The organism is Streptomyces hydrogenans (genome assembly GCF_014656075.1).
GTDB lineage: Bacteria > Actinomycetota > Actinomycetes > Streptomycetales > Streptomycetaceae > Streptomyces > Streptomyces hydrogenans.
In genome coordinates, this window is record NZ_BNBS01000081.1 from 22,691 (window position 1) to 36,981 (window position 14,291).

General features: G+C 69.3%; 12 protein-coding genes and 1 pseudogene. 12 read left to right on the forward strand and 1 reads right to left on the reverse strand.

Going from position 1 to position 14,291, the window contains the following annotated elements:
- The first annotated feature begins 858 nt into the window (after positions 1-858).
- The 11 genes from IE321_RS28145 (at position 859) to IE321_RS28195 (ending at position 12,877) form a co-directional block, all read left to right on the forward strand.
- Entirely contained in the window at positions 859-1,929 is a 1,071-nt protein-coding gene (locus IE321_RS28145; protein ID WP_190225000.1) for an LLM class flavin-dependent oxidoreductase, read from the forward strand.
- On the forward strand, positions 1,929-3,185 hold the full coding sequence (locus IE321_RS28150; RefSeq protein ID WP_190225001.1) for an MFS transporter: 1,257 nt from the start codon (positions 1,929-1,931) through the stop codon (positions 3,183-3,185). The genes IE321_RS28145 and IE321_RS28150 overlap by 1 nt, the downstream gene beginning before the upstream one ends.
- 47 nt (positions 3,186-3,232) lie before the next feature.
- Positions 3,233-4,486, forward strand: a complete 1,254-nt coding sequence (locus tag IE321_RS28155; protein ID WP_190225002.1) for an ATP-grasp domain-containing protein — start codon at positions 3,233-3,235, stop codon at positions 4,484-4,486.
- A 64-nt stretch (positions 4,487-4,550) separates the two neighbouring features.
- The gene (locus IE321_RS28160; protein ID WP_226651262.1) at positions 4,551-5,816 is read left to right on the forward strand and encodes an ATP-grasp domain-containing protein; all 1,266 of its coding nucleotides are present in this window, start codon (positions 4,551-4,553) and stop codon (positions 5,814-5,816) included.
- A gap of 108 nt (positions 5,817-5,924) precedes the next feature.
- The gene (locus IE321_RS28165; RefSeq protein WP_190225003.1) at positions 5,925-6,449 is read left to right on the forward strand and encodes a flavin reductase family protein; all 525 of its coding nucleotides are present in this window, start codon (positions 5,925-5,927) and stop codon (positions 6,447-6,449) included.
- Positions 6,446-7,708, forward strand: coding sequence for an ATP-grasp domain-containing protein (locus IE321_RS28170; protein WP_190225004.1), 1,263 nt, complete (start codon positions 6,446-6,448; stop codon positions 7,706-7,708). The genes IE321_RS28165 and IE321_RS28170 overlap by 4 nt, the downstream gene beginning before the upstream one ends.
- Positions 7,705-8,694 carry a 2,3-diaminopropionate biosynthesis protein SbnA gene (gene sbnA, locus IE321_RS28175; protein WP_190225005.1) on the forward strand — a complete coding sequence of 330 codons (990 nt, stop codon included), beginning with the start codon at positions 7,705-7,707 and terminating at the stop codon, positions 8,692-8,694. Before IE321_RS28170 ends, sbnA begins: the two co-directional genes overlap by 4 nt.
- Before the next feature lie 14 nt (positions 8,695-8,708).
- A complete protein-coding gene (sbnB, locus tag IE321_RS28180) occupies positions 8,709-9,719 on the forward strand; it encodes a 2,3-diaminopropionate biosynthesis protein SbnB (RefSeq protein ID WP_190225014.1) in 1,011 nt (336 codons plus the stop codon).
- Entirely contained in the window at positions 9,710-10,681 is a 972-nt protein-coding gene (locus tag IE321_RS28185; protein ID WP_190225006.1) for a 2-hydroxyacid dehydrogenase, read from the forward strand. Before sbnB ends, IE321_RS28185 begins: the two co-directional genes overlap by 10 nt.
- Positions 10,682-10,727: 46 nt before the next feature.
- Positions 10,728-11,855 carry an iron-containing redox enzyme family protein gene (locus tag IE321_RS28190; protein ID WP_190225007.1) on the forward strand — a complete coding sequence of 376 codons (1,128 nt, stop codon included), beginning with the start codon at positions 10,728-10,730 and terminating at the stop codon, positions 11,853-11,855.
- A gap of 83 nt (positions 11,856-11,938) precedes the next feature.
- The gene (locus tag IE321_RS28195; protein ID WP_190225008.1) at positions 11,939-12,877 is read left to right on the forward strand and encodes a hydroxyacid dehydrogenase; all 939 of its coding nucleotides are present in this window, start codon (positions 11,939-11,941) and stop codon (positions 12,875-12,877) included.
- A gap of 88 nt (positions 12,878-12,965) precedes the next feature.
- Here IE321_RS28195 and IE321_RS28200 read toward each other — a convergent pair whose 3' ends face one another.
- Complete coding sequence (locus IE321_RS28200; RefSeq protein WP_190225009.1) at positions 12,966-13,574, reverse strand: MFS transporter; 609 nt, start codon at positions 13,572-13,574, stop codon at positions 12,966-12,968.
- Positions 13,575-13,815: 241 nt separating this feature from the next.
- Here IE321_RS28200 and IE321_RS28205 point away from each other — a divergent pair.
- A pseudogene (locus IE321_RS28205) lies at positions 13,816-14,291 on the forward strand (transposase); the annotation flags it as partial.

Genomic DNA, 14,291 nt, shown 5'->3' on the forward strand with positions numbered 1-14,291 from the left:
CCCTGCGGCTGGCACTCCACAGAGCAGCCAGCCGCCCCCACCCATAAACGGCATGCACCCGCCGACCAGAGCACGACGGCTAGGACGTCACCGCTCGACGCTCCCGGAAGGAAGGACCAACAGACACAGAACACTCTGCCCAGCAGTCTGCTACTGCCGAAACCGCATCGATCCCGCCGCCGCGCACCAGTCTCCGCAGACCGGATCCCGTCACGTATCGACGGCGAACGCCCTTGTCGCTGCCCAGACCCCGAACAGACCAAGCCCTGTACACCAGGAACACGGCTCACATGGAGTGCACAGGCAGAAGCCAGACGTCATACGAAAGCTCAACAACTCGCCCCAGGAGCTGCGGAAGTCCTCCTGTGCCGGTCGGCACCGGTTCGCTCGCCAGTGCCACGACCGCTCTTTGTTCCCTGAACCGCGGCACTGAACCGCACTCGACGTTGCGTCACCAGGCTGACCGGCCGGCAGCATCGACAGCTCGCTGCCCGCCTTTATCAGCATTCCGCCCATCGACCAACCTTGACCAGAGAAGCGATCAGCATGGAGACGTCTGTCAGTACAACCGCCCTGCGCAACGCATCCAGATTCTCTCCGGGCACAGCAGCTCTCCCCCGCCGCACCGCGCTGAGCCTGACATCGGACTATCCCATGACTGAGTGGAAACGCCTGGGCAAGCACCTCTACCTGGTAACGGACTCTTCGAGCTGGTAGCTCGGCGACTGGCTCATCTTCGGCCAGGACACCTCTCTCGGACGTTACCGGCAGGCCATAGAGGAAACCCGCCTGGACTACCCGTTTTTCTGCATCGCCGCCTTGAAATACCCACCCCTTTTTTTGCGATAGAGGTCCCGCGTGAGCGATTTGAGGTTCCATTGGTGCTCTCCTCTGGAGAGCGGTCAGAAGAAAGCTTCCGGGCAGTACGACGCGGGAAGCCTCGACTTCGACGGAATCGTGTCGTTCGTCAAGGAGGCGGAGGAGATCGGTGTCGATTCTCTTCTGATGGCGATCAGTTACCACATGCCCGACCCGCTGCCGATGCTCGGTGCGCTGTCGCACCTGACGGACCGGATCAACCTGCTTCTGGCGTACCGTCCGGGCCTGCTGTCGCCGACGCTGTTCACTCAGGTGGTAAACACGGTCTCGTGGATGTCGGACAACCGCATCAACCTGAACATCGTGGCGGGCATCTCCCCCAAGGAGCAGGCCTACTACGGCGATTTCCTGGACCACGATGCACGCTACGAACGCGCCAATGAATTCCTGGAAATCATGCATGGCCTCTGGGAGAACGACGGCCCGCTGACCTATGAGGGACGGCACTACCGCGTCGAAGAGGCGCAGCTGGGTCTCGGTCACAAGGGCGGCGGCAGGCCCCGCGTCTACCTCAGCGGCGCCTCGGGCGTGGCCCAGCAGACGGCGGTGAAGTACGGCGACTGCTGGCTGCGGTACGCCGACACGCCCGAGGAGATCGCGAAGGCCGCGGAGCCGGTACTGGCGGAGGGGTGCGCGGTGGGCCTGCGCATGCAGGTCCTGGCCCGTTCGACCAGGGAAGAGGCGCTCGCACAGGTCGCGGAGATGATGCGCGAGCCCGACGAGAAGCAGCGCAGGTTCATCGCCGAGTTCATGACCAACGTGGATTCGGAGGCGGTGAAAAACTCCTTCCGCCTCGCGGACGCCTCCGGTGACGACTGGCTGTCGCCCTACCTCTGGTCCGGTGCCGTCGCCTACCGGGGCGGCCCGGCGCTGTGCATCGTCGGCAGCTACGAGGAGGTCGCCGACTACATCATGGAGTACAAGGCCGCGGGCGTCAGCGAGTTCATCTTCTCGGGCTGGCCGTCGCGCGAGGAGATGCGCATCTTCTACCGGCACGTCCTGCCGCTGGTCCGGCAGCGCGAGGCCGAGGCCGCCGGCGCGGTGAACTGATGGTGCAGCCGGCGCGCGAGCGCGCGCAGTTCGTGCTCTTCGCCACAGGCGTGCTGCTCGGCCTGGTCGCCGAGCAGGTCGTCATGTTCAGCGTGCCGCTGCTGATCTTCCAGGACACCGAGAACATCTCCGTACTGGGTACCTCCTTCGCCCTGGAGTGGCTGCCCGGTCTGCTCGCCTTCCCCTTCGCGGGGCTGATCGCCGACCGGGACGGTGGGCCCCGGCTCTTCTCCCGGGTCAACGCGGGGCGCGCCATCGTGCTCGTGCTCGTCCTGACGGTCTGCGCCACGCTGCCGTCCGCGACCGTCCCAGCGCTGATGGCCGGCGCGGTGTTCATGTCGCTGCTGATGGCGCCGATCCGGTTGTCGGTGGAGAAGGCGGTGCTGCTCCTGGCCAAGAAAGAAAAGGTAGCCCGCACACAGTCGCTGGTGCAGAACATGGAACTGCTGGCCATGGCCGTGGGCCCGGCACTGGCCGTGCTCGGGTCGGCGTACATCGGCAAGCTGTGGCTGCTGTGTGTCGCCGCGGCACTCTGCGCGGTGGCGGCCCTGTGCTGGCTGCCGCTGCCGAGGGGCGAGCGTCAGCTCAACCCCGGCAGCGTGGCCAAGACCGTGGGCGAGCTGCGCCTGGGCTGGTCGCTGCTGATCCACAACAGGCCGGTCGTTCTGCTGGTCAGCATCAACTTCTCCATCAACCTGGCCTTCGCCACGGCGCTCAGCGTCAACGCGGCCGTTGTCACCGACATCTTCAAGGCACCCGAGTCCTCCTTCGCCCTGCTCAACACGCTGGTGGGCGTCACAGGTCTGCTGAACCTGATGCTGGTGCCCACCCTGCTGAAACGGTTCGAGGTCAAGGCCCTGGGCGTGTTCGGTTTCGTACTACTCAGCACCTCGCTGCTGGGGCTGGCCGCCGCACCGTCCTTCGTGCTGTACACGGTGGCCTACGTGGCAGCGCTGATGGGCGTGGCCTACTTCAACGTCTACAACCGCACGCAGCGAGTCAAGGTCATCCCGTCGAGCCATCTGGGCAAGGTAATGGGCCCCTTCTACCTGCTCAACACCTTGTCGTACCCCATCGGCGGCCTGCTGATCGCCTTCCTGGGCAACAGCCTGGGTCCGCAGCTGCTCGTCGGGATCCTGGCGGTGCTGCTCGCCCTGTACGGCCTGATGGTCCTGCCGCTGACCATCCGCGGGTTCAACTCGGCCATCGCCGCGCTGGAGCAGGAGCGACAGCTCGCGGACGTCCAGGGCGGCTGAGCGCACCACCTTGCTTTCTCACCCCGTCTCTACTACAGGAGCAGTACGTGCACATCGTCATCGTCAACCGGTGGCCCAGGTTCACCGAAGGCGTGCGCTGGGACCATGAGCTCACCCGGTACGAGGAGTTCATCGACCACGAGGCCCACCAGGTCAGCTATGTGGTGGACCGGGTCGGCGCCACCGGCGTCCTGGCCGGGCGCGAGCGGATCGCCTCGATGGTCGAAGTGGACGACATCAGCTCCTACGACCACCTGCGCGCCGCGGTGACGGAGGTGACGGAGCGGGTCGGTCGCCCGGTGGACCAGATCATCACGCTGTCCGAGTTCACGCTCGACGCGGTGGCCCGCGTCCGGCAGTCCCTGGGCATCCCTGGTCCCGGTCCCGACGAGGTGGCCGTCTACCGCAACAAGGTGCGGATGAAGGAAATCCTCGCGGAAGCCGGGCTGCGGGTGCCGCACTTCGCCGGCTGCGAGAACGTCGAGCAGACGCTGGCCTTCGCGGAGACGACCGGCTACCCCCTGATCGTCAAGCCGGTGAATGGCGCGGGCAGCATCGGCGTGCACCTGATCCAGGACGACAAGGCCCTGCGCGGCCTGTGGGAGACGCGGGAGCCGGGCGGCTACGAGATCGAGGAGTTCATCACCGGCACCGTCCACCATGTCGACGGCTTCGCCGGCGAGGACGGCACGATCGTCTTCCAGGTGGTCTCGCGCTACCTGAACGACTGCCTGTCCTTCGAAGGCGGCGCCCCGCTGGGATCGGTCGTCGTCCAGCGGGGACGGCTCCGAGAGCGGATCGAGGAGTTCACGCAGAGCTGCGTCTCGGCGCTCGGCATGCGCGGAATGCCCTTCCACATGGAGCTCTTCGTCACCGGGACCGAGGAGCTGGTCTTCCTCGAAGTGGCCGGCCGGATCGGCGGCGCCGAGGTGCCGTACGTCATTCACAAGCTGTTCGGCGTGAACCTCTTCGAGGTGTGGCTGAAGTCCCTGGTGGGCGAACCCCTTCCGCCGACCCCGAAGAACGGCGACCCGTCCGGCGGCTGGGTGATCATCCCCAAGCCGCGCGTGCTGCCTGCCGAGGTGGTCTCGTCGGTGCCGATGAGCAGCATGGTCGACTCCGTGTGGCGGGAACTTGTCCCCCAGCCAGGTGACGTGATCGACGGGAGCGGTGGATACGACAGCCTGCAGAGCGGGCGCGGCATCGTGGTGCACGACTCCGAGGCACAGGCCGAAGCCGATCTGCGCCGCCTTATGGACGACTTCCGCGTCGAGTTCGCCCAGGGCCGGCGCGTGCCGTGACCGGACGGTCACACCCCTTGGCCGTGTTCCGCCAACCCCGATTCCCCAGAGTGGAGTGTTTTCCGTGACCGACCGTCCTCTTGTGGCCCTGGTGTACCAGCGGCCGGGCATGCCGTGGATGTTCGAAGGCGCCCGGCGGGCGGGGGTGGACGTCGTCCTCATCCACCGTCCGAACCCGCGTCCCGACGAGGCCCTGCCCGCGCAGCTTCCTCCCGCCGTCGTCCGGACCCTCCCCCTGGACATCTTCGGCGACGAGGCCGCGGCCCTCGCCGCCATCGAAGAGCTGCACGGCGAGCGGCCGCTGGCCGCGATCGTCACCGCGCTCGACGTGGCCGTGCCGTTCACGGCCAGGGCGGCCCGCATGCTGGGCCTCCCGGGCCTGAGCGAGGAGACCTCCTTCGCGGTGCGCGACAAACGCGAGATGCGCCGCCGCCTGGAGCAGGCTGGCCTCAACACCCCCGCCTACGTGGGCCTGTCCGGCCCTGAGGACTGGAAGTTCGCGGCAGACCTCGTCTTCCCGGTCGTGGTCAAGCCCGCCGGCGGCTTCACCAGCCTCGGCGTCACCAGGGTCGACTCCGCAGAGGACCTCGAAACCACGGTGAGGTCCGTGTGGGAGGTCTGCGAGCGCTACCTCGGCTACGGAGGGAGCTCCGCTCAGTTCGAGGGCCTCGTGGTGGAGGAGTACCTCGACGGTGACGAGTACTGCATCGAGTCGCTGTCCTACCAGGGCCAGGTGAAGATCCACACGATCGGCTACAAGGGCCGCCCCGAGGGCCCTTACTTCGAGGAGAAGGTCTACCGCGCCCCGGCTCCGCTGTCCCCGGAGGTCGAGTGGTCCATCATCGAGCAGATCACCGGCGCCCACGCCGCCCTCGGCGTCACCGACGGCCCCACCCACTCCGAACTGCGCCTGCGCGGGGACGAGGCCTACCTGCTCGAAATGGGCGCGCGGGTGGGCGCTTCCGGTGCCTCCCACCACATCGTGGAGTCGGTGACCGGAGCCGACTTCACCGGCGACACGTTCCGCATCGCCATGGGCCAGGAGCCCCTGGGCTGGAACGATCCCGTCTGGCACCGGGGCACCGGAGCCATGTACTTCGTCCCCGTCGGCGGCTCCGGCCGCATCACGAAGATCGCCGGCCTGTCCGAGGCCGCCGCCGACCCCAGGGTCGACCGCATCGTCCAGCTTCTGCACCCGGGCGACCGGATCCTCCCGTACCCCGAGTACTCGGGCTACCCCGGCTTCGTCTTCTCCCGCCACGACTCGTACGAGGACGCCGAGCAGTTCCACGACGCGCTCGACGAGTCCGTGGTCATCCACTACGAGTAAGCGCCCCGCCCCCGGACCCCCGCGCGCGCAACCGCCGGGCGGGGTCTGCCGGGCCTGCGCGCCAACCGTCCCGGGCGCCCGTAGGCACCGGACTTCAAGGAGCCAAACATGACGACAAGTGCCGCGGCCTTGTCCCCTCCGGCAGCCGGCAGCGCTGCCAAGACGCCCCTGCGCCGTGTCCTGGGCAAGTTCGCCACCGGGGTCGCGGTGATCGCCTCCCAGAGCGACCAGGGTCCCGTGGGCGTCCTGGTCAACTCGTTCACCTCCGTGTCCCTCACACCGCCGACGGTGCTCTTCTGCATCAGCACCGGGTCCCGCACCTGGCCATACATCGAGAAGTCCGGCTCCTTCGCCGCCAGCTTCCTCGCCGACGGGCAGCGGGCGGCAGCCGAGCGGTTCTGGCGCTCCGACCACGACCGGTTCGCCGGATCACCGGTGACGACCGCCACGACCGGCGCCCCGGTGCTGTCCGAGGCGCTGGGCTACGTCGACTGCCGGGTATCGGACGTCCTGACCCGCGACGACCACTATGTCGTGCTCGGCGAGGTCGTGGACGCCGGGGTGCTGAACGCCGGCCGGCCCCTGCTCTTCTTCGAGGGCGCCTGGAACACGTCACAGGACCCCGCCGCATGAGCGAGAGACCGCACGTGGAGCCAGCCGACGCCCCTGAGCTCCTGATGATCGGCGTCGGCCTGATGGGCCGGCCCTACGTCCACGCCGCGCACCGGCTCGGTCTGCGAGTCCGCGCCGTCGAGGCCGAGTCCCGGGCCGCCGAGGCCCGGGGCCTCGTCGACGAACTCGATCTGAGCCAGGGTCAGTACGGGGCCCTGGATGAGCTGTGGGCCGAATCCGCCTACACGGCGGCCCAGCGGCGCCAGCCCGACGGCGTCATGGCCTTCACCGAGTCGCACGTACTGGCGGCCGCCCTGGTTCAGGACCGTCTCGGACTGCCCGGCCCGTCCCTCCAGGCGGCGTCGATCTCCCGGAACAAGGCGCTCCAGCGGGGCCGCTTCCGGACCCATGGCATCGGACAGCCGGACTACCGGCTGACCGGCGCCCTGACCGAGGCCGAGCCGTGGGCGTCCACCCGCCTTCCGGTGATCGTCAAGCCCCTGTCGTCCGCGGGCAGCGAGGGCGTGGAGCTGGTCCCGGACCTGCCCGCGTACCGGGAGACCGCGGACCGACGCCGCACCGAGGGGCTCCTGCTCGTCGAGACCGCCGCGCAGGGACCCGAGTACAGCTGGGAAGCCCTGGTCCAGGACGGCAAGGTGTGGTTCGCCAACCTCACCGCCAAGGAGACGACGGGACCGCCCAACTTCGTCGAGCTCACCCACCGGGTGGCCGTGCGACTGCCCGCGCGGGAGGCCGCGGTCGTGGACGCCCTGGGGGAGTCCGTGATCGAGGCGATCGGCATGCGTACCGGCCTGGTCCACCTGGAGTTCCGGATGACCGCGACGGGCCCGCAGGTGATGGAGGTGGCGGTCCGTACGCCGGGCGACTACCTCATGGACCTCTGTTCGCTCGCCTACGGGATCGACTGGTTCGAAATGGTCGTCCGTCTGGCCGTCGGAGCGCAGTTGCCTCCTCCGCCAGAGGCGCCCGTCCGGCACGCGGCGAGCCACTTCATCGTCTCCGAGCCCGGAGTCGTGGTGGCCGTCGAGGGCCTGGACGAGGTGCGCGAGCACCCCGCCGTGGTGGACGCCGGCGTGTCCGTGGCGGTCGGCGACCGCATCGGCGAGACCTCGTCCTCCGGGCAGCGCACCGGCTTCGCGGTGCTGTCCGCGGCGTCGCCGGAAGAGCTCGAGGAAGCCCTCGCCCACGTGCGGCGCACCCTCACCATCACGACGGTGGACCAGACGCGTACAAGACCGGGAAGAGACGCACGCGCGTGACCATTCACGACAAGGCCTACGACATCATCACGGACGACATCTTCCTGAGTCTTCCCGGTGAACTACCAGGCAGCGAACTGTTCCTCAAGATCGAGGGCCTGAATCCGGCCGGCTCCATCAAGCTCAAAACAGCCGTCGGACTGGTCTCGGACGCCGAGCTCCAAGGCCTCCTGCGTCCCGGCGGCCGGGTGATCGAGTCGTCGTCCGGGAACCTGGGCGTGGCGCTGAGTATGGTGTGCGCCGCCAAGGGCTACCGGTTCACCTGCGTCACCGATCCGAACGCGTCGGCGCAGAACGTGGCGGCCATGAAGGCCCTGGGCACCCAGGTGATCGTGGTGGACGAGCGGGATGCCAACGGCGGTTACCTCGGCTCCCGGATCGCCCTCATCAAGCGTCTGGTCGCCGAGGACCCGGACCTGCTGTGGACCAATCAGTACGGGAACCCGGCGAACCCCCGCATCCATTCGGTGCGCACCGCCGCGTCCACCATGGCCAGGATCGGCCCGATCGACTACCTGTTCGTCGGGGCGGGCACCACCGGAACCCTCATGGGATGCGCGGAGTACTTCCGGCGCTTCTCGCCCCGCACCAGGATCATCGCCGTCGACACGGAGGGCTCCGTCACCTTCGGCGGCCCCAGCAGGACCCGGTACATCCCCGGACTCGGCACCAGCCGGCGCCCGGAACTCCTCCAGCCGCAGCTGGTCGACGAGGTCGCCCTGGTCGACGAGCGGGACGCGGTCCGGGCCTGCCGGGCCATGGCCCGCCGCCACGGCATCCTCGTCGGCGGCTCGACCGGCTCGGTGCTGGCCGCGGTGATCGAGCGGGCCGACGCCATTCCCACGGGGTCACGGACCGTGGCGCTCTCGCCCGACCTCGGTGACCGCTACCTGTCCACCGTGTACGACGACACCTGGGTTGCCGCACGCTTCGGCGTCGAGGCACTCGAACCCGTCGACCAGCCCCAGCTTCCCGTACCGCTTTAGGAGCGATGCAACAGATGTTTGAGTTCGACGTGGTAGGCGGCACCGCCGCCCGCAAGATCATCAGCGAGTCCCGCTCCGAAATCGTCTCGGTGGTCCGCGACGCGTACCTCGCCCACCACCGGGGCGATTCGATCAACCCCAACAGCTACTTCCTGCGCTTCCCCGGCAAACCGAGCGCACGGATCATCGCCCTGCCCGCCTACCTGGGCGGCGACACGGACGTCGCGGGCATCAAGTGGATCGGCAGCTTCCCCGAAAACATCCAGAACAACATCCCCCGGGCGTCGGCCGTCCTGCTGCTCAACGACTACACCACCGGCTACCCCTTCGCCTGCCTGGAGGCCTCGCAGATCAGCGCGGCACGCACGGCCGCCTCCGCCGTCCTGGGGGCGGCACGGCTGCTCGGCCGCACCGAGGCCGAGAAGATCGCCGTGGTCGGCTCCGGCATCATCGCCCGCAACATCGTCGAGTTCTTCGCCGCCGAGAGCTGGTCGGTCGGCGAGTTCGCCCTGCACGACCAGGTCCCCGACTACGCCAGGTCGCTCGCCACACACATCCGGGAAAGCCTCGGCCACACCGCATCCGTGTCCGACAGCCTGTCGGACGCCCTCAAGGGCGCCGACGTGGTGGTGCTCGCCACCACGGCCGGTGAGCCGTACATCACCGACCCCGACTCCTTCGCTCCCGGCCAGGTGGTCCTCAACGTCTCGCTGCGGGACGTCTCCGCCGACATCGTGCTGTCCTCGTACAACGTCCTGGACGACGTCGACCACTGCCTGACCGCCCAGACCTCCCCGCACCTCGCAGAGCTGAAGAGCGGCAACCGCGACTTCGTGTCCGGCGTCCTGGCCCAGGTCCTCGAGGGCGAAGTCACCATGGAAACCGACCGTCCCCGCATCTTCTCGCCGTTCGGCCTCGGCGTGCTCGACCTCGCCGTCGGCGCCTACGTGCACCGCCGCGCCGTCGAGACCGGCCAGGCCACTTCCGTCGCGGACTTCTTCGGCGAAACCCAGCGATGGGGCTGACCGGTGTCGGCAGCCGGGCGCGGGTCCTGGTCACCCGCCGTCTCGCCCCCGACACCCTCGACCGGCTCACCGCCCGCCACACGGTGGAGCTGCACGACAGCGACGCGGTGATGCCCCGCGACCGGCTCCTGGAGGCGGTACGGGGCACGGCGGCGGTGCTGACGACCCTCGACGACCGGGTGGACGAGGAGTTCCTGGAGGCCGCCGGTCCCGGGCTGCGCGTCGTCGCCAACCACGCCGTGGGCCTGCACAACATCGACCGGGAAGCCTGCGCCGCCCGGGGCGTCCAGGTGACCAACACCCCCGGCGTTCTCACCGACTCGACCGCGGACCTCACGATGGCCCTGCTGCTGGGCGCCGCCCGGCGCATCGGCGAGGGCGAGCGCACGGTCCGCTCCGCCACCCCCTGGAACTGGGCACCGAACTTCATGCTCGGGCTGGAACTGTCCGGAGCCGGGCTCGGCATCCTCGGGATGGGCGAGATCGGCCGGGCGGTGGCCCGCCGGGCGCGGGGCTTCGGCCTGCGCATCGCCTATCACAACCGCTCCCCGCTCCCCGACGAACACGCCTCGGGCGCGACGTGGCGCCCGCTGGAGCGACTGCTGGCCGAGTCGGCGCTGCTGGTCGTCAGCTGCCCGCTCACAAAACAGACCCGCAACCTGCTGGACGCCCGGCGCCTGGCCCTGCTGCCGACCGGCGCCGTGGTGGTCAGCATCACCGCCGGAGTGGTGGACGAAGACGCGCTCGCCGCGGCCCTCGGCACAGGTGCCCTGCTCGCAGCGGCCGTCGACCACCACACCCACGAGCCGGCCGTCAACCGGGCACTGCTCGCACAGGAACGTGCGCTGCTGACCCCCCACCTCGGCAGCGCGACCACCCACACCAGGCAGGCCATGGGCGCCCTCGCCGTCGACAACGTCCTGGCGGTGCTCGACGGCCGGCGCCCGCCCACACCCGCCTGACCCCAGGCCACTGCCACGCCCCACCTAAGCAAGGAAAGACACCCTGATGTCCGACAGCACCGAGACCACGACCGCCTCCGAGCGCGCCATCAAGCAGCAGAAGCCCTCTTCCCTCACCAGGAGCCTCAAGACGCCGGCCGACGAGGCGCTGCGCCTGTACGAGCACTACTGGCCGCCGGTCGAGCACTTCGAGGGCTTCGACCCCGAGCTGACCGACTTCATGGCGGCCACGCCCGAGAAGCAGCAGGCGATCCTCGAAGGCCTCCGGCACGACCCCGAGGCCCACGGCCGCTTCCTGCACGGTCACCTCGGCTCCATCTACGCGCACTCCTTCGGCTACCGAGACGGCGCCTTCACCCGGCACACCGACGACACCGCCGAGATCGCCCAGTTCGCCGCGAAGATCGCCCTGGAGCGCGAGCTGTTCGACCACTGGGCCGCCCTCGGCGACCTGCCCACCTTCACCGACCAGACGGAGGCGGCAAACCACCTCGACGAGCTGGCGGCCACCAACCCCGGCGTGGTCCACCCGCTCTTCGACTTCATCCGCGACGAGGCCTCCCGCGAGCAGATCGAACGCTTCCTCCTGTGCGAGACGATCCGCAACGAGGTCGTGGACGACGAGGTCGCCCTCCTCGTCGTCGGCCTGCAGGGCATGATGAAGGCCGTCGCCGCGGCCAACCTCTGGGACGAGTGCGGCCGCGGCAAGCTGGAGAACTTCCACACCTACTGGCTGCGCCGCCTGCTGGAGGCGACCGAGGACGGCTGGAACACCCTCGACCGGTACCGGGTCGGCCACCCCTGGTTCGGCAAGCTGACCTCCAACACCAACGCCGCGCTGCTCACCCGCCCCGCGCGCAAGATGATGGCGTACGGCTGCTTCCTCGTCTTCGAGAGCTGGGTCGAACCGCACTTCGTCCGGATCCTGGACGGCATGACCCGCGTCGGCCTCCTCGACGACGAGAAGCGCATCTACTTCACCGCGCACGTGGCGATCGACCCCCGGCACAGCCGTGAACTGTCCGACGGCATGCGCATGCAGCGTCCACGGCTCGCCCCCGACGAGATCAACGACATCGTGTACGGCGCGCACCTGGCCTCGGAGACCGGCCGCCGCCAGTTCGACCGCATGCTCGGATTCCTTCGCGCCATACCGACGGAGAACGCCGCCTAACCAAGGCTCCGCAGCAACGCCCAGGCGGCGGGGACGCGACCCGTCACCGCCGCCCGCCCACCCCACCTCGGGAAGGAACAGAAGTGCCCTCACCCATCGTCCTCGTCGCAGACCCCCTTCCCGCACACCTGACGGCAGAGCTCGCCGCCGACTTCGACGTGCGCCACTGCACCGGAGCCGACCGCGCGCAGCTGCTCGCAGCTGTTCCCGAGGCGTCCGCCCTGCTCGTTCGCAGCGCCACACGGGTCGACCAGGAGGTGCTCGACGCGGCCCCGCGGTTGCGGGTCGTTGCCCGGGCCGGCGTCGGTCTGGACAACGTCGACGTGGCGGCGGCCGCCCGGGCAGGCGTCGTCGTCGCGAACGCCCCGTACTCCAATGTGGTCAGCGTCGCCGAACTCACCGTCGGACTCGTCGTCGCCCTGGCCCGCCCCGTTCTTCCGGCGTCCGCGTCCGTTCACGCCGGCCACTGGCGGCGCGCCGACTTCCAGGGCGTCGAACTGGCCGGCAACACCGTCGGTGTTCTCGGACTCGGCAAGGTCGGAGAGCTGGTCGCGGTTCGGCTGCGCGCCTTCGACATGCGCGTCCTGACCCATGACCCGCACGTGCGTGACGACGCTCTGGAACGCACCGGCGCGCAGGCCGTGTCGCTGGAGGAACTGCTCCGGCAGAGCGACGTGCTGACCGTCCACGTGCCGCTGACCGACACCACCCGCGGCCTGATCGGCGAGCGGGAACTGTCCTGGGCCAAGCCCGGCCTGCGACTGGTCAACACGGCACGCGGCGGCATCGTGGACGAGTTCGCCCTCGCCCAAGCGTTGAAGGAGGGGCGGTTGGCCGGCGCCGCACTCGACGTGTTCGAGTTCGAACCGCCCCTCTCCTCCCCCCTCCTGGGGCTCCCCGGCGTGATCGCCACCCCTCACATCGGCGCGGGCACGGCGCAGGCTCAGGAACGCGCAGGCCGGGAGGCCGTCCGGGCGGTGCGCCAGGTGCTGACGGGCGGCGCTCCGGACCCCGCGGCCTGACAACGGCCGGAGGGACGGTCCCCGAAACACCGGAGCGCCCGGGTCGTCCCTCTGCGCGAGAGGGACGACCCGGGCGCGGCGCCTTCGGTCAGGCCGGAGTCCAGGCGCCCTCCGAGGTCTGGTGCTCGGCCGGGCCCGCCGCTTCGATCCGGCGAAGGAAGCCGACGAACAGCAGCAGGACCGCCAGCAGACCGGCACACGGGATCCACATGGCGGACTGCGGGTCCCACCAGATGGTGAGCCAGCCGGCGAAGGCGGCTCCCAGGGCGGTGCCCCCGAAGGCGAAGAAGCTGTACACGGCGCCCACCCGCCCCTGGTACTCGGCCTCGACGCTCTCGTGCCGTATCGCGATCGAGTGCACGTTGTAGACGGTGAGGCCCACGCCGTAGGCGAGGAACGCGAGGGCGGCCATCACGCCGGCCAGGTACGGCGAATCGTGCGGGGAGAGCGGCAGTACGCACGGCGCGATCAAGGCGAACCCCATGACGAGGGCCACCAGACGGGTGCGCCGCACACAGGCCGAGAGACGTGCGGCCAGGGCAGCGCCGACGCCAAGGAGGATCCCGACCGCCGACGTGGACATACCCAGGGTCCGCAGGGCGACCACCAGGTACAGCGTGATCAGCGCCTGCTCGAAGAAGTTGAACAGGGCCCCCTGCACGAGCAGCGCCCGCAGCAGCGGACTGCGGCGCACCACGTGCGCCCCGGGTGAACCGGGTCCGCCATGGCGCGTCGGTCGTCGGCCGGAGTTCGGTGTGCAGCCGGGCTCGTAGGCTGAGCAGCGCCCCGACGGTGAAAACACCGGCCACCACGCCAAGTACGCCGGCCCCCGACAGACCGATCAGCAGACCCGCCGCGGCGGGGCCGAGCACCTGGGGACTGTAAATCGTTCAGCTCTGTCTCATATTCGGTGGTGACGGAGCGTCGTTGGCCATCATATGAAGAATGTCAACGAGCTTGTGCAGATGGTGTTTTCGGGTCTCTTCCCGCTGGTCATCGTGGATGTGACCGACGAGGGTGAACGGATCGTGGTGCGGGCCTGGACTCCGCAGGAGGCCGCGATCTGTCCGGGGTGCGGGGCGTCGGCGGCATCGCTATGCCACCGTGGTGATCGACGCCGAGACCCATGAACGGATCGACGTACTGCCCGACCGCACCGCCGACACGCTGGAAGCGTGGCTGCGCAAGCATCCGTGCGTCGAGGTCGTGTGCCGAGACGGCTCCACGACCTACGCCGAGGCCATCCGCCGCGCCCTGCCCGACGCAGTCCAGGTCGCCGACCGGTGGCACCTGTGGCACAACCTGTGCGAAGCCGCCCTGAGCGAGGTGAAGGCACACAGCACCTGCTGGGCCGCCGAGCTAGACGCGCCCATCTACGACGGACCCCGCGCGCAGACTACTCTGGAGCGCTGGC

Bases quoted from the DNA above. Each gene is read 5' to 3' on its own strand.
- IE321_RS28150 (WP_190225001.1), top strand. From the start codon at position 1,929: ATGGTGCAGCCGGCGCGCGAGCGCGCGCAGTTCGTGCTCTTCGCCACA.
- IE321_RS28165 (WP_190225003.1), top strand. From the start codon at position 5,925: ATGACGACAAGTGCCGCGGCCTTGTCCCCTCCGGCAGCCGGCAGCGCT.
- IE321_RS28170 (WP_190225004.1), top strand. From the start codon at position 6,446: ATGAGCGAGAGACCGCACGTGGAGCCAGCCGACGCCCCTGAGCTCCTG.
- sbnB (WP_190225014.1), top strand. From the start codon at position 8,709: ATGTTTGAGTTCGACGTGGTAGGCGGCACCGCCGCCCGCAAGATCATC.
- IE321_RS28185 (WP_190225006.1), top strand. From the start codon at position 9,710: ATGGGGCTGACCGGTGTCGGCAGCCGGGCGCGGGTCCTGGTCACCCGC.
- IE321_RS28190 (WP_190225007.1), top strand. From the start codon at position 10,728: ATGTCCGACAGCACCGAGACCACGACCGCCTCCGAGCGCGCCATCAAG.